This is a genomic window from Paludisphaera rhizosphaerae (genome assembly GCF_011065895.1).
GTDB classification, from domain to species: domain Bacteria; phylum Planctomycetota; class Planctomycetia; order Isosphaerales; family Isosphaeraceae; genus Paludisphaera; species Paludisphaera rhizosphaerae.
In genome coordinates this window covers 235553-249686 of record NZ_JAALCR010000002.1, presented here as the reverse complement: position 1 = coordinate 249686, position 14134 = coordinate 235553, and the positions used below count along the sequence as shown (strand labels likewise).

At 65.0% G+C, this 14134-nt stretch carries 13 protein-coding genes; 9 read left to right on the top strand and 4 right to left on the bottom strand.

The genetic code is table 11. The features are described from left to right. The first annotated feature begins 32 nt into the window (after positions 1–32). Both cysS and ruvC read left to right on the top strand, forming a co-directional pair. Entirely contained in the window at positions 33–1511 is a 1479-nt protein-coding gene (cysS, locus tag G5C50_RS03675; protein ID WP_165065108.1) for a cysteine--tRNA ligase, read from the top strand. 55 nt (positions 1512–1566) lie between these two features. Beyond that, positions 1567–2124 (top strand): crossover junction endodeoxyribonuclease RuvC, encoded by a 558-nt coding sequence (ruvC, locus tag G5C50_RS03670; RefSeq protein ID WP_165065105.1) that lies wholly within the window; start codon positions 1567–1569, stop codon positions 2122–2124. A gap of 58 nt (positions 2125–2182) precedes the next feature. On the opposite strand, the gene G5C50_RS03665 is transcribed toward ruvC, so the two are convergent. Next, positions 2183–3442, bottom strand: coding sequence for a hypothetical protein (locus G5C50_RS03665; protein WP_240906944.1), 1260 nt, complete (start codon positions 3440–3442; stop codon positions 2183–2185). A 314-nt stretch (positions 3443–3756) separates the two neighbouring features. Between G5C50_RS03665 and G5C50_RS03660 the strand changes: the two genes are divergently transcribed. Both G5C50_RS03660 and G5C50_RS03655 read left to right on the top strand, forming a co-directional pair. After that, positions 3757–4434 (top strand): response regulator transcription factor, encoded by a 678-nt coding sequence (locus G5C50_RS03660; protein WP_165065102.1) that lies wholly within the window; start codon positions 3757–3759, stop codon positions 4432–4434. Further along, on the top strand, positions 4431–5864 hold the full coding sequence (locus G5C50_RS03655; protein WP_407673479.1) for a HAMP domain-containing sensor histidine kinase: 1434 nt from the start codon (positions 4431–4433) through the stop codon (positions 5862–5864). The genes G5C50_RS03660 and G5C50_RS03655 overlap by 4 nt, the downstream gene beginning before the upstream one ends. A 10-nt stretch (positions 5865–5874) precedes the next feature. Here the strand turns inward: G5C50_RS03655 and G5C50_RS03650 are convergent, their stop codons facing one another. From G5C50_RS03650 to G5C50_RS03640, 3 genes are read right to left on the bottom strand one after another with little or no spacing between them, the layout of a single operon-like run. Beyond that, the gene (locus tag G5C50_RS03650) at positions 5875–7398 is read right to left on the bottom strand and encodes a hypothetical protein (protein WP_165065096.1); all 1524 of its coding nucleotides are present in this window, start codon (positions 7396–7398) and stop codon (positions 5875–5877) included. An 11-nt stretch (positions 7399–7409) separates the two neighbouring features. Next, on the bottom strand, positions 7410–8411 hold the full coding sequence (locus G5C50_RS03645; RefSeq protein WP_165065093.1) for a glycosyltransferase family 2 protein: 1002 nt from the start codon (positions 8409–8411) through the stop codon (positions 7410–7412). Next, positions 8408–9469, bottom strand: a complete 1062-nt coding sequence (locus tag G5C50_RS03640) for a lysylphosphatidylglycerol synthase domain-containing protein (RefSeq protein ID WP_165065090.1) — start codon at positions 9467–9469, stop codon at positions 8408–8410. The genes G5C50_RS03645 and G5C50_RS03640 overlap by 4 nt, the downstream gene beginning before the upstream one ends. Positions 9470–9651: 182 nt before the next feature. Between G5C50_RS03640 and G5C50_RS03635 the strand changes: the two genes are divergently transcribed. From G5C50_RS03635 to G5C50_RS03615, 5 genes are read left to right on the top strand one after another with little or no spacing between them, the layout of a single operon-like run. Continuing rightward, positions 9652–10221 (top strand): D-sedoheptulose-7-phosphate isomerase, encoded by a 570-nt coding sequence (locus G5C50_RS03635; protein WP_165065087.1) that lies wholly within the window; start codon positions 9652–9654, stop codon positions 10219–10221. Beyond that, entirely contained in the window at positions 10218–11057 is an 840-nt protein-coding gene (locus G5C50_RS03630) for an HAD family hydrolase (protein WP_165065083.1), read from the top strand. The genes G5C50_RS03635 and G5C50_RS03630 overlap by 4 nt, the downstream gene beginning before the upstream one ends. Next, positions 11054–12157 carry a hypothetical protein gene (locus tag G5C50_RS03625; protein ID WP_165065080.1) on the top strand — a complete coding sequence of 368 codons (1104 nt, stop codon included), beginning with the start codon at positions 11054–11056 and terminating at the stop codon, positions 12155–12157. Before G5C50_RS03630 ends, G5C50_RS03625 begins: the two co-directional genes overlap by 4 nt. Continuing rightward, positions 12154–13185, top strand: coding sequence for a bifunctional heptose 7-phosphate kinase/heptose 1-phosphate adenyltransferase (locus G5C50_RS03620; protein WP_165065077.1), 1032 nt, complete (start codon positions 12154–12156; stop codon positions 13183–13185). The genes G5C50_RS03625 and G5C50_RS03620 overlap by 4 nt, the downstream gene beginning before the upstream one ends. Then, on the top strand, positions 13182–13682 hold the full coding sequence (locus tag G5C50_RS03615) for a peptide chain release factor family protein (protein WP_165065074.1): 501 nt from the start codon (positions 13182–13184) through the stop codon (positions 13680–13682). Before G5C50_RS03620 ends, G5C50_RS03615 begins: the two co-directional genes overlap by 4 nt. Positions 13683–14134: the final 452 nt, after the last annotated feature.

The following is a 14134-nucleotide window of genomic DNA, read 5'->3' as shown; positions in this document are numbered from 1 at the left end:
CCTTCATCCTCCCCCGAGAGAACGCTGATCTCATGGCGCTGCGAGTCTATAACACCCTGAGCCAGACCAAGGAGCCCTTCCAGACCGTCGTGCCCGGCAAGGTCGGCATGTACGTCTGCGGGCCGACCGTTTATTCGAACAGCCACATCGGCCACATGGTCGGTCCTGTGATCTTCGATACGGTCAAGCGGTACCTGACCTACCTGGGCTACGACGTCTCCTGGGTCGTGAACATCACGGACGTGGACGACAAGCTGATCGTCCAGGCCCAGAAGGACGGGACGACGGTCAAGGCCCTGGCCGAGCAGGTGACGGCCGACTACCTCGACTGCCTGAAGGCCCTGAACGTCACGGGCATCGACCACATGCCCCGGGCGACCGAGCACATCGACGACATCATCGCGATCAACCAGGGGTTGATCGACAAGGGATTCGCCTACGAATCGGGGGGCGACGTCTACTTCGACGTTACGAAGGCTTCCACCTACGGCAAGCTCAGCCACCGCGACCCGGAGGAACTCCAGGCCGGTGCGAGGATCGAGCCGTCGAGCCTCAAGCGAAACGCCAGCGATTTCGCCCTCTGGAAGTCGTCCAAGCCCGGCGAACCTTCGTGGGAGAGCCCGTGGGGACCTGGACGGCCAGGGTGGCATATTGAGTGCTCGGCCATGAGCCTCAAGATTCTGGGCCAGCATTTCGACATCCACGGCGGCGGGCTCGACCTGGTCTTTCCGCACCACGAGAACGAGTTGGTGCAATCGGAATCGTTCACGGGCGTGCCGTTCGCCTCGTACTGGATGCATAACGGCCTGCTCACGCGAGAAGGCAAGAAGATCAGCAAGTCCGACCCAGGCACGATCGTCCTGATGGGCGACCTGCTGGCTGAGTACCAGCCGGACGCGATCCGGCTCTTGCTCCTTTCCAGCCACTATCGCCGGCCGATCGACTACGGCCCGACGCGGCTCTCGGAGATCGCCCGCAGCCTTCAGACGTTCCACCACGCATTCGACCGCTTCGAAGAACTGACGGGCGAGCGGTTCGATGCCCTCTCGGCTCCGACGAAGCGACACGACTGGGACCCGGGAGTGAGCGACGCCCTGAAGGAGGTCGCCGAACATCGCCAGGGCTTCCTCGACGCGATGGACGACGACTTCAACACCGGCGGCGCTGTCGGCGAGATGTTCGAGGTCGTCCGCGTTCTCAACCGGTTGGCCGCTGGACTCTCGGCGAACTCGTCGAAGCAAGAGTTGGCCGATTACCGAGCCGGGATGACGGTCCTCAAGGAGATGACCAACATCCTGGGCCTCTTCCATAAGCTCCCCGATAAGGCGACGGCCGGCGGCGACGCCCTGACGGGAGACCTGATGAACCTCCTGATCGAGCTTCGAGCCCGCCTCCGCAAGGAGAAGCAGTACGCGCTCGCGGACGAGGTCCGCAACCGTCTGACGGGACTGGGCGTCGTACTGGAAGACGGGCCCGAAGGGACCCGCTGGCGAGTCGAACCCAAGCATTGAGAGACCGGGGGATCGGCACGACGCTGATCTTGAGCCGGTCGAAGGAGTCGACCCAATGACGGCCCGTTCGATCGAATCCGAGGGGGAGCCCAAGGTCGGCGGCGACGGCCCCGCCCCGGTCTGGGGTCGGGTGGTCGGCATCGACCCCGGCCTGAACGTGACCGGCTACGCGGTGGTCGACCCCGGCCCCCGAGGTCCGATCGTCGTCGAGGCTGGCGTGATCCGACCCGGCTCGTCGGATCGAGCGCTCGGCCAGCGACTTGAGCACCTCTATCAGAACGTCCTCGAGTTGCTGGCGGCCTATCCTCCCGGCGCGCTCGCTCTGGAGAAGGTCCACAGTCACGCCAAATTCCCCCGCACCGCGATCCTGATGGGTCACGCCCGGGGCGTCATCATGCTGGCAGCCGCCACCAAGGGGATCCCCGTCTTCGGCTATGCCGCCGCCCGCGTGAAGAAGACTCTCACCGGCTCCGGCCGCGCTCCCAAGGATCAGATGCAGCGCGCCATTCAGACGGAGCTAGGACTGGCCGAGGTCCCCGAGCCCCACGACGTCGCCGACGCCTGCGCCATCGCCCTCTGCCACTACCAGATCGGCCGGGCCCTTCGGGGCTGAGACCCGCCTCCAGGGTTATCGCTTCGGTGAGACGATCTCGCAGCCCTCGGTCACCTCGTCAGCCGCCGACAGGGATCGTCAGCAGCGGACCGCCGATCACCCGAGACTCCGAATCTTCGAGCGACACGAGGATCTCGATGATGGCCAAGATCGACCGGCTGTTGACATCGTCGCTGGGGATGTAGAACCAGTACCCCCGATACTGGACGGCGACCTCAGGATCTTTTGGGCGGTGCTTGGAAGAGTGGACGAAGAAGTTGCCCGCCGTGACGCGCGTCCAGTTGTAGACGCCGCCGTCAGGGGTTTCGGTGCTGGGGGCGACATGGTCCAGCACGTGCGCTTCAGGCACGCAGACGCCCTTCGAGAGAAACAGGAGGATCTGGAGAATCGACCGCATGTGGAGGTAGATCGTATCCGCCCCCTCGTCGATCGGTTTGGTAGCCTCAAGGGCGTTCTCCGCCAGGTCGGAGCGGACGCGGTATCCGGCCAGTCCCGGTCGAAGGCGAAAAATCCGCTCAACCTCATGCATCTCGGGCGAGTTGACGAAACCTGGTCGGATCTTCAGGACCAACCCCTTGTCGCGCTTCAGCAGGGCGTACTCACCCTCCCCCTTCTGACGGTAGACATAACCCTCCTTGGCGGCGTTGAGCAGGTCCTGGCCGCCGAGCGAGTTCGTGGCGATCGGGTCGGAAGCGCTGACGTCCTCTTCCTCGCTTCCGACTCGCAGTTCCACGCCTCCTCGCTCGTAAAGTCCTGCGAGCAGACGAATTCCGCGGAGAAACTCCTCGTTGTAATCCGGGACTTTGGGGACCATGAGCGCGGCCTGGGGAGCATTCGGGACGTCGTTGATGTCGTCGATGGTCGTGAGCATCAATTGCTCGAAGTTGGCTCCTGCATTGACCACGCTGAAGAGTTCCGCGGAGAGCGGCGTCAGCAGGATCCGCGAGACGTCCTTCCCCTCGCGCGGGCGATAGCTGAGAGTCGGGCTGTCTCGGGCAGTAAACTCTCCGCTTCCCAGATTCGCGAAGCCCGGAAACTGGTTTCCCCGTCCTCCCAGGAAGTGGGCCATCCCCGCCATTTCAAACTGGCTGGTAATGCTGGGGAGGTCGATGAACACCGGCGAGTCGGCGTATCGTAGTCGAACGATGTTCATCAGGAGTTGTTCGTCGTTGGTCGTTCGAACCGCCTCGTTATATTTCATCCGAGTCGAACGGAGGGCGCGAGGTCCCAGGCATCCCGGCGCTGCCATGACGGTCGACGCCGCCAACGCCGCGAGGAGCCAGCCTCTCGTTCCGTAGATCCGGATTCGGTCGGCCATGAAACGCGAGAACCCTCGGCCGTCGACGGACGTAGATGATCCAGGGCGCCGTCCGTTGACGCCTCAGATCCGTTATCGTCCGTACATCCAGCAAACTCGACCAAATCCGAAGTGTTGAAACCTCGGTGGTGTGAGTGGGTGTAAGGCGTCGTGATTTTTTTAATCTTCTCCGAAGCGCGCCCCCTAAGGATCGAAATGGGGTAGGCTGGACTCACGGGTCGGCGCAAGTCGTCCAATGGCTTTGCTCCGGGTTGACTCGACGGTGCAGTCTGAGTTGCTTCGGTTAGTGGCATCGGAATCATCGAGGTGACGTTATGCCGCGGGTGCTTGTCGTCGAGGATCAGTCCAAGCTGCTCCAGAGCCTGGAGCGGGGCCTACGCGAGGAAGGCTACGAAGTTCTCACGGCCGCCGACGGCAACGCCGCCTACGAGCAGGCCACCACGAACCTCATCGACGCGATGATCCTCGACCTGATGATCCCCAAGCGCGACGGCATGGACGTCCTTAAGGGCCTCCGCGCCGAGGGGTTCAACAAGCCGGTCCTCATCCTGACGGCCCGCGACGAGGTTGAATCCCGGGTCGCCGGGCTCGACTCGGGCGCGGACGATTATCTCGTCAAGCCGTTCGCGTTCCTGGAACTTCTCGCGCGGCTTCGGGCTCTGATCCGCCGCGATGTGGTCAGCCGGGAACTCTGCTTCCAGGCGGATGATCTGGAGATGAATCTCGTCGAGCGCTCGGTCGTTCGCGGGGGAGTTGAGATCGACCTGACGCGCCGGGAGTTCGAACTCCTGGAGTTCCTCCTGAAGAACAAGAACACGCCGGTCACCCGTGAGATGATCGCTCGCGAGGTCTGGAAGGAAGGGACCGGGACGCTGACGAACACCATCGACGTGTATATCACCCTGCTGCGCAAGAAGATCGAGAAGTCCGATCGTCCCACGCTCATCCACACGGTCCGAGGCGTCGGCTACGTCCTGAAGGATGTGGAATGAATCGCTTGAGCATCCGATGGCGCCTGACCCTCTGGTACGGGGCGGTTCTCGCCGCCGTGCTGACGATCTTCGCGACGTCGGTTGACCTGCTGATGATCCGCCTCTTCCAGTCGAGGACCGACCACAACCTCGACGCCCAACTCGCCGTGATCGAGGACCAAATCAACCGGGCCGAGAACCCGGAGGTCCTCCGCGAGCGGCTGGAATGGCAGTTCGACATCCATCCCGATTTCGAGATGCAGGTTACGGAGAACGGCGACCAGGCCTGGCTTCGATCCGCCCGGATCGAGGACTCAGGCCTCCCTCCGCCGGCCGTGCCGCCGCTCTCCCACGGGGAAAGCGTCCACGAAGACGTCCAGGTCATCGGAGTGGGTCCCTGCCGGATGCTTAGCAAGGCGATCGTCACTCCCTACGCCTCGCTGCTGGTTCAGGTGGCCTTGACCACTGAGACCAATGAGAAGCACCTTGGCCAGCTCCGCGACGTCTTCCTCTCCACCGGGCCGGTCCTGCTACTCGCCGCCCTCGGATGCGGGTATCTCCTGGCCTGGAAGGCCCTCTCGCCGGTCGAAAAACTGACCGCCGAGGCGGACCAGATCACCGCGACTCGCCTCGACCGGCGACTGGACACCCCCAACCCGGACGACGAGTTGGGACGTCTCGCCCGGACCCTCAACGGAATGATCGCCCGCCTGGAGCGCTCGTTCGGTGAAATCCGACGGTTCACCGCCGACGCCGCCCATGAGCTGCGTACGCCCCTCGCTGCACTCCGGAGCGAGGCCGAGGTCACGCTCATGTCGGACCGTGATCCTGCCGAGTATCGTCGGACGCTTGAGAGCATGCTCGAGGAGATCGCTCATCTGACGCGGATGACCGAACACCTGTTGCACCTCAGCCGCGAGGACGCCTCGATCAAACCCTCGTTCGAGGACGTTCGTCTCGACCACCTCCTCGTCGACGTCACGTCCCAGATGCTGGCCGTCGCCTCCGAAGCCGACCTGTCGCTGACCCTTGAAGAGCCCGTCGCTCCCTGTGTGGTTTACGGAGACGTCGACCAGCTTCGTCGTCTGCTCCTGAACCTGATCGACAACGCCGTGAAGTACACGCCCGCTGGGGGGCAGATCCACGTCGGCCTCGATTGCGGCCAGGATAAGGCAAGACTCTTCGTGGAAGACGACGGCATCGGGATCGCGCCGGAGCATCTACCCAACATCTTCAAGAGGTTCTACAGAATCGACTCAGCCCGGCCGCGGACGGGGAGTTCCACAGGCCTGGGCCTCTCCATCTGTCAGGCCGTCGCCAGCCTGCATCAGGGGTCGATCGAAGTCGAGAGCAAGGTCGGCGAGGGGGCCCGATTCATCGTCACCCTCCCTGCGCGGGCCGTTGACGCAGGCCGTCGCGACGAGGTCGCGGCCGTGACTCGCCGAGCCTGATCCCGTCGCATCACCGAGGCAGGTGGTAGAGCCCCAGGTGCTCGATCATGTCCTGGAACCAGGGGTTGCTCCACGGCCCCCGCATGGCGTATCCCACGGACATCACCGAGACGAACAGGGCCAGCACCGCCGCACGGCGAAGCCAGGGGCGGTCCGCCACAGCGTCTAGCCCGGCGGGGAGCATCAGGATCCAGAACGGGATCAACCAGAAGAGCCACCTGAGCCCCTGCGCCGAGCCCCCGTAGTTGCGGGCCTTCGGATTCCACGTGTAGAACGCCAGGAGGATCACAGTCAGAGCCAGCGTGATCCAGGCGACCGCCCCCATCGGCTTTCTGCCGCGAAGCAACGAGAAGAGCCCGATCGCCGCGATCAGGAAGATGGGGGAAGAGGACCAGAAGCCATGATGGCCGAAGGTCAAGTGGAAGAAGTACTTGGCATACGACTCCTTGGCGATCCCCCGTCGCGCGGCTTCTTCTGGGTCCATCCAGGGGACGTTCAGGGCGTCCAGCTCCAGAGGCGTCTTCCACAGACTCCCCTCGAACAGGTAGGCGTCATGGCCGAACTCTTCGTAGGGGAGCTTGAACTGACCCATCGCCGCGTACTGGCAGGCGAACATGGCGACGAGAGGGATCAACGCGAAGGGGATCCCCCAGGTGAGCGTCTTCCAGAAGAATCGCCGCAGCAGCGCCAGTGCGGCCAGGGTTGCGAAGGCGGCGGCGGGCAATTCGTTGGTCGCCGTGAAGGCGGCCAGGAAGCCGACGAGCGCGAATCGCCAGTTCTCGGTCGCTCCTTCGTCCCAGATCCTCACGAAGTGGTAGAGCGTGAAGAAGGCCGAGAACGCCGCGACGGTATGGTTGTTGAGCGTCTGCGAGTAGGGGAGCAGATAAGTGGCGAACGCCGCCGCGAAGAGCGTATAGAACCAGGACCAGTCCGTCCGCGCGTACCGGTCGAGCATCCTCCCGAGGAGAACGAGGAATCCCCAGAAGGGGATGATGTTCAGCAGGATCAAGATCGGCTTGAAGTAGAAGATGTAGACCGGCCACTTCACCGGCTGGTCGGGGGTCGTGAGGACTCCCTTGACCTTGCCCGGGTTGTCGGGGTCAGGGATCTGCGACCACCGTGGTTCCCGCTTTTCCAGAGTCACCTTGTCGAGCGGCACGCCGATCAGCTTTCGCGCGGGGTAGAGGACCCCCGCGATTAGCGTCGGCAGGAGGGCCGGCTTGCTGGAGTAGTAATGCTTCACCGGCTGCCCGTCGGGGCCGATCTGCTCGGGCTTCGCCGGAAGTTGCACCTTGTCCTGGGTGTCCGCGTGCCAGGGGCATTCGTCGATGACGTACGTCCCGCGTTCGAGCAGGCTCCAGACGGTGCACCACCGCGAGATGTCGTTGGCGCCCATCATGGTCGGCTGCCGCAGGAGCGAGCCGAACGCCAGCCCGACGGCCGTGGCGATCAACAACCCAGCCAGCAGGCGACGGGGCTCCGTTCGAACAGGAACGGGCTCGACGGGGGTCTCGTAAGTCTCGAGGGTGCTCATGATCGCGCTGCTCAGGCTTGCGGTTGAGAAGGAGATCCCACGCCGTCGCGGGACTGGTTCGTGACGCCCTCAGGGCGAATCTTCTCGGCGATGGAGTACGTGTCCTGCGCCCGGATTCCGTAAGAGGTCACCAGTTCGGCAAGAAAGCCCAGACTGAAAAGCTGGGCGCCCACCAGCATGAGGGCCATGGAGTAAAACAGAAACGGCCGGGAGCCGATCGGGTGGGGGTCGGTCGCCCAGTGGTTGATCAACCAGACGTAGGCCATGTAGAGCATCCCGAGCGTCCCGAGCGTCGAGAGGATCATCCCCGAAGCGCCGATGACGTGGAGCGGGCGTTGACGGAACCTCGTCAGGAAGACGACCGTCAGAAGGTCGAGAAAGCCCTTGAGGAACCGCGTGAATCCATACTTGGACTTGCCATGCTCGCGACGGCGATGATTCACCTCGATCTCGCCGACGCGGAAACCCTTGGCGAAGGCCAATGCGGGTACGAACCGGTGCAGCTCGCCGTAAATGCCGACCTCGCGGAGGACCTCGTTCCGATACGCCTTGAAGCCGCAGTTGTGGTCGTGCAGGACGCAGCCGGTGAGGTTGCTCACCAGCGCATTGAAGACCCGGCTGGGATAAACCTTGTGCCAGGGGTCGTGACGAGTCCGTTTCCAACCGCTCACCACGTCGAGCCCTGAGTCGATACGCTCCAGGAAGCGAGGGATCTCCGCCGGGTCGTCCTGCAAGTCGGCGTCGAGCGTGAAGACGCGATCGCCCGTCGCCGCCTGGAATCCCGCCGTCAGGGCGGAAGCCTTGCCGAAGTTCCGCCGGAAACGAATCCCCCGAACCCTGGAATCCTTCTGGGCCAGTTCCGAAACCGCCCGCCACGAGCCGTCGCGGCTGCCGTCGTCCACGAAGAGGAACTCGACGTCCTCTCCAAGTCGGGAGAAAACGGCGTCCAACTCGCCGTGAAGGATGGCGAGGCTCTGCTCTTCGTTGTAGACCGGAATCACGACGCTGATCATGGGGCTTCCGTCATCGGGATGTTTTCCTGGATCGCCTCTGCCGTCCGCACCCGTTCCGGCGCGGCGGACTTCTTACCCATCGGGACGAGGACCGCGGCGGCTAGAAGTTCCGCGGCCACCCATGACAATCGCAGCGCGAGGGCGGCGGCGACGGCCAGTCGCGTCCCAAGTGCTGGCCCCAGAGCATACATCAAAACGCTCTCGCGAACGCCCAGCCCGCCCGGAGCGACGGCTACGACAAATCCGGCCACAGTCGCCAACGCGACGCTCGCCGTCACGACCGGAATCACGGATGGATCAACCTGGCCGGCCAGGCCGCGAGCCGCCGCGAACTGACTCAGTCCCAGCAAGACCCAGGAGCCGGCCGTCCGAATGAGCCCCAGCCCCAGCAATCCCCAGGAGAGCGTGGGCATCGCATCGGCGCTCACGCCGGGAACCTTTCGAAGCAGGGTCCCGGCCACGCGATGGAAGACCGGCGGTGCGACGACAACGAGGAACGCCGCCGCCAAGCCCGCCGCGAGCAGGGCGAACAGGACGAACGCCCGGATCTCGCGAACCCCCAGGATCGTTCGATCCAGCGTCAGCACCGGTGAATCGCCCCCCATCGCGAAGACCACCGCGGCGATCAATGCCCCCGAGGCCATCATGACGAGCGTTTCATAAAACGTCGCCACGGCCGAGGTCGACGCCCGGGCTCCATAAGGAGTCGAGAGCGCAGCACGCATCACCACGACCACCGCCTTGCCCGGGACGTACTTTCCCAGGTGGCTGATGAGATACGCCCTCTGAGCGGCGAACCGCGAGATCGGCGAGGGGCTGGAACGCAGGACGTCGCCGTAGAAGGCTCCACAGAACGTCAGTCCGATGATGTAAATCAGGCCGGACGCAATTAACCAGACGGGGTGGATCTCGAGAGTCGTTCCACTGTTTCCGAGGTCGTTCCAGGTTCGAACGACGTGTCGACCGACTCCCCAGAAGATCAGGACGGCGATTGCCGCCTTGACCGCACGGATCGCCGGCTTGCGCCATCCGACCGGACTGTCTGGAGGAGGGTTCACGACGGATACTCGGGGCGGGGGACTCGGGCCGCTCTTGCGACCTTGCGAAGAGTAATCAAGGTAACGGCGCCGTCCAGGTCGGGCAAGGCTGCGACGCCCGCCGGGGTCTCGCTCGCACATCGGCGACGCACTATGATCGGGTTGTTCGAGCCGCCCCGAGATCCCCCTGTAGCGAGGCCCTCATGCAATCCTGGCTGTCGCGTTACGTCGAAGCCCAGCACCGCGCGCTGGATTCGATCTCGCTCCCCGACGTGGAGCAGGCCGTTGCCACCGTGAAACGAGCCTGGGAGGAAGACCGCCAGATCTTCGCGATCGGCAACGGCGGCAACGCCGCCAGCGCCTCTCATTTCGCCACCGACCTGGGCAAAGGGGCCAGCGACGCCCTCGGCCGGCGATTCCGGATCCTCACCCTGGCCGACAACGTCGCCTGGCTGACGGCCATCGGCAACGACTACAAGTTCGACGACGTCTTCCTCCGACCGCTCGAAAACTACGCCCGGCCCGGCGACGTCCTCATCGCCAGCAGCGTGAGCGGCAGTTCCCCGAACCTCGTCCGCGCGATGGAGTGGGCCCGCGACAACGACCTGCGGACCATCGCCCTGGTGGGCGCGAAGCGTGGCGGGATCGCCACCCTTGCGGAGCAGGCGATCGTCGTGGCCGACACTCATTACGGTCGCGTCGAGGACGTCCAGATGACCATCCTCCACATGATCTGCTACGCGTTCATGGAACAGACAAAGGAGCCGGCGTGACGACCCCAGCCCCGTCCTTCGCGGGCGACGTGATCCTGCAGCCGTCGTTCGCCCCTCGACCAGGGACCAGCCGCGTCCTCTTCGACTTCGACGGCACGCTCTCGCTGGTCCGCCAGGGCTGGCCGGACGTCATGGTCCCCATGTTCGTTGAGATGCTCCCTCCGCTCGAGGGCGAGTCCGAGGAGGACCGCCGTCGCATGGCGTTCGAGGACATCATGCACCTCAACGGCAAGCAGACCATCTACCAGATGATCCAGCTCGCCGAACGCATCAAGGAACGGGGAGGGCATCCCCACGACCCGCTCTGGTACAAGCACGAGTACCTCAACCGGCTCGACGAACGGATCTCCCACCGGCTCGACGGCCTCAAGCACGGGACGATCCGCCCCGACGACCTGCTCGTCCACGGAGCCCGCGAGTTGCTTGAGAACCTCACGCGTCGCGGCCTGACTCTTTACCTGGCCAGCGGCACCGACGAGCCTTTCGTTCGTCGCGAGGCCGAACTACTGGACGTCGCGCGTTACTTCGGCCCTCACATCTACGGGGCCCAGGACGACTACAAGACGTTCTCCAAGAAGATGGTCATCGAGCGGATCCTCCGCGAGAACGACATCCATGGCGCGGAGCTTCTTTCCTTCGGCGACGGCTACGTCGAGATCCAGAACACCAAGGAAGTCGGCGGCCTGGCCGTGGCTGTGGCCAGCGACGAGGCGGACAACGGCTCCGGGCGCATGGACGCCTGGAAGCTCGAACGCCTGACGGGCGTCGGCGCCGACGTCGTCATCCCCGACTATCGCGACGAGGCCCCGCTGCTGGAGTTGATCCTGGGATCATGAACACGCCGCCGCTCGACCTCTCCCGCCTCCGCGTCTTCCCCCTGGAAGAACGCCGGAGCCTGACGAACGTCGAGGACGTCGTCCTCGATCCCGACGCCCCGCCGAAGCCGGTCCCGCCGGTCGTCGCCGATCGGATCGCCGAATGCGCCCGGCGAATCCGACGCGCCCGCGAAAAGGGCGGGGGAGTGATGCTGATCTACGGGGCGCACCTCCTCCGCAACGGGGCGGCGGCGATCCTCGGCCGGATGATGGAGCGGGAATGGATCACCCACCTCGCCACGAACGGCGCGGGGACGATCCACGACTGGGAGTACGCCTGGCTCGGCCGTTCGACCGAGAGCGTCCGCGAGAACGTCCCGCTCGGCAAGTTCGGCTCGTGGGACGAGACCGGCCGGAACATCCACCTCGCCCTCATCGCCGCCGGCCTTCGTGGCGAGGGCTACGGTGCGGGGCTCGGTCGATTCATCGCCGAGGACGGCGTGACACTCCCGACGGCCGCTGAGCTGGAACAGTCCCTCCGCGACGAGCCGACCCATCCTTTCGCCGCCGCTCGGGCCGACGCCCTCGGGGCGATCCTCGATCACGACCTGCCGTCGGGAAGGATTACTGTCGAGCATCGCTGGAAGCACGCGTCGATCCTGGCGCAAGCCTTCCAGCACAAGATCCCGATGACCGTGCATCCGGGGATCGGCTACGACATCATCGCCAATCATCCGATGTTCGACGGCGCTGTGATCGGCCGGGCGGCGGCTGCGGACTTCCGACACTTCTGCGGTTCGGTGGAGACGCTCGACCACGGCGTCGTCCTGTCGGTCGGCTCGGCGATCATGGGGCCTCAGGTCTTTGAGAAAAGCCTGAGCAACGTCAACAACCTTCGGATCCAGGACGATCGACCGATCGTCGACCACCACGCGATCTACGTCGTCGACGTCCAGGACGGCGGCGGCTGGGACTGGTCGACGGGGGAACCTCCGAAGTCGAATCCCGCCTACTATCTGAGGTTCTGCAAGAGCTACGCCCGGATGGGGGGCGAGATGCACTACCTCCAGTGCGACAACGCCGCCTTCCTCCAGAACCTGTATCGCCAGGTGGTTTCATGACGCCGGAACGCTTCCGGGAGATCGTCTCCCGTTACAAAGATCTGCGAATCGCGGTCGTAGGCGATTTCTGCCTCGATCGCTACCTGGAGATCGACCCCGACCGCGCCGAGACGTCCATCGAGACCGGCCTGCCAGTCCATAACGTCGTCGCCGTTCGGGCGCAGCCGGGAGGGGCGGGGACGGTGCTGAACAACCTCGTGGCGCTGGGCGTCGGCCGGGTGGAGGTGGTCGGCTTCCGGGGCGACGACGGCGAAGGGTACGAACTTGAGCGCGGGCTTCGAGCCGCCCCCGGAGTTTCGACCGAGCACTTCCTGACTGCTCGCGACCGCCGCACCTTCACCTACTGCAAGCCGCTCGTCGTGCGTCCGGGCGAGCCCCCGGTGGAGTTGAACCGACTCGACTCCAAGAACTGGACGCCCACACCCGAAGTGCTGGAGAAGCGGCTGATCGAAAGCCTGCGTGACGTAGCCGAAACCTGCGACGCGATCATCGTCCTGGAGCAGGTCGACGCCGCCGAGACGGGGGTCGTGACGCGTAAGCTCCTCGGGGCGATCGACGAACTGACGGCACAACGTCCGAACCTCCTCTTCCTGGCCGATTCGCGACGCGGCCTGAAGGGCTGGCCCAGCGTCGCCCTCAAGATGAACGCCGCCGAGCTGGCCGCGATGCTCGAACGACCGCCGGCCGCCGAGATCGACGAAATCAGGCAGGCCGCCGTCGAACTGGCGAAAGGTTCGGGCCGGCCGGTTTTCGTGACGCTCTCCGAACGCGGAATCCTCGCCGCCGACCCGAACGGCGAAGCCGTCCACGTCCCGACGCTCCCTCTGCGAGGGGCGATCGACGTCGTCGGGGCAGGGGATTCGGTCACGGCCAACCTGACCGCGGCGCTGGCGGCGGGAGCCTCGTTGCGCGAGGCCGTGGAATTGGCGGTCGTGGCGTCGTCGGTCGTCGTGCACCAGCTTGGGACGACCGGCGTGGCGACGGTCTTCGACCTGGCCGCCTTGCTCGATCAGGTCGCCCCGGCATGAGCGGCCACCCCGCCGCGCTCGATCCCGACAAGCTGGCCGCCGAGTGCGAGTTCCGGGCCACCCGACGCTCCGGCCCCGGCGGTCAGAACCGCAACAAGGTCGAGACGGCCGTCATCCTGACGCATCGCCCCACGGGCATCTCGGCCGAGGCCGCCGAACGCCGCAGCCAGGGCCAGAACCGCCAGCAGGCCCTCTTCCGACTCCGCGTCCGGTTGGCCATCGAAATCCGGACTCCCGCTGAACCCTCCCCGAGCCCCCTTTGGACCTCCCGCCTCCGAGGCGGCCGGATCGTCGTCAGCCCCGAACACGACGACTTCCCCGCCCTCCTCGCCGAGGCGCTGGACGTCCTCGCGACGTGCGACGACGACGCCAGGGAGGCCGCCCTGCGGCTGGATTGTTCCACCACCCAACTGGTCAAGCTGCTGGCCCTGGAGCCTCTCGCGCTTGGCCAGGTAAACGCCCGGCGCGTCAATCGCGGACTTCATCCGCTCCGGTAAGCCCTCGTCTGAAGGATGAGCCGGTAGCTGCTTTCGTGCGCCGACGTTTTGGATTCCTCCCGACGACGAAGGAGCATGGGGACTGTGGCCCTCGGCCGGCGGCGACCATAGAGCGGATGCTCCTGGGTTGCGGACTGGCAAGGAGGCTCGTCACCGGTAGTCCGGGCGGCCCGACCGGACGACTTCGATCCCAGGCTTGCGAAGCCCGGGCTGGCCGCCCGGGCCACTCGTTCTACCTGATCGGTCGGCGCTCGAAAGCCCGAATCGAGGGGCCGGTTGTAGCGTCGGCTCTCGGGGCTCCTCTTGCGATTCGTCGCCCCACTAATTCGATCTGGGACCATGCTATTGGATAGAGAGCGATCCTTGACAATCCGGTCGTTGGTTGTGAGCGGCGGGAAAACGGCTCTGCTCGCATCGAGCAAAGTTGCCAAACGAACCCGCCGAAAGCACGC

Excerpts from the sequence above, each read along its gene's own strand:
- G5C50_RS03615 (WP_165065074.1), top strand. The coding sequence starts at position 13,182 with ATGAGCGGCCACCCCGCCGCGCTCGATCCCGACAAGCTGGCCGCCGAG.
- G5C50_RS03655 (WP_407673479.1), top strand. The coding sequence starts at position 4,431 with ATGAATCGCTTGAGCATCCGATGGCGCCTGACCCTCTGGTACGGGGCG.
- ruvC (WP_165065105.1), top strand. The coding sequence starts at position 1,567 with ATGACGGCCCGTTCGATCGAATCCGAGGGGGAGCCCAAGGTCGGCGGC.
- G5C50_RS03645 (WP_165065093.1), bottom strand. The coding sequence starts at position 8,411 with ATGATCAGCGTCGTGATTCCGGTCTACAACGAAGAGCAGAGCCTCGCC.
- cysS (WP_165065108.1), top strand. The coding sequence starts at position 33 with ATGGCGCTGCGAGTCTATAACACCCTGAGCCAGACCAAGGAGCCCTTC.
- G5C50_RS03660 (WP_165065102.1), top strand. The coding sequence starts at position 3,757 with ATGCCGCGGGTGCTTGTCGTCGAGGATCAGTCCAAGCTGCTCCAGAGC.
- G5C50_RS03665 (WP_240906944.1), bottom strand. The coding sequence starts at position 3,442 with ATGGCCGACCGAATCCGGATCTACGGAACGAGAGGCTGGCTCCTCGCG.
- G5C50_RS03650 (WP_165065096.1), bottom strand. The coding sequence starts at position 7,398 with ATGAGCACCCTCGAGACTTACGAGACCCCCGTCGAGCCCGTTCCTGTT.
- G5C50_RS03635 (WP_165065087.1), top strand. The coding sequence starts at position 9,652 with ATGCAATCCTGGCTGTCGCGTTACGTCGAAGCCCAGCACCGCGCGCTG.
- G5C50_RS03620 (WP_165065077.1), top strand. The coding sequence starts at position 12,154 with ATGACGCCGGAACGCTTCCGGGAGATCGTCTCCCGTTACAAAGATCTG.
- G5C50_RS03625 (WP_165065080.1), top strand. The coding sequence starts at position 11,054 with ATGAACACGCCGCCGCTCGACCTCTCCCGCCTCCGCGTCTTCCCCCTG.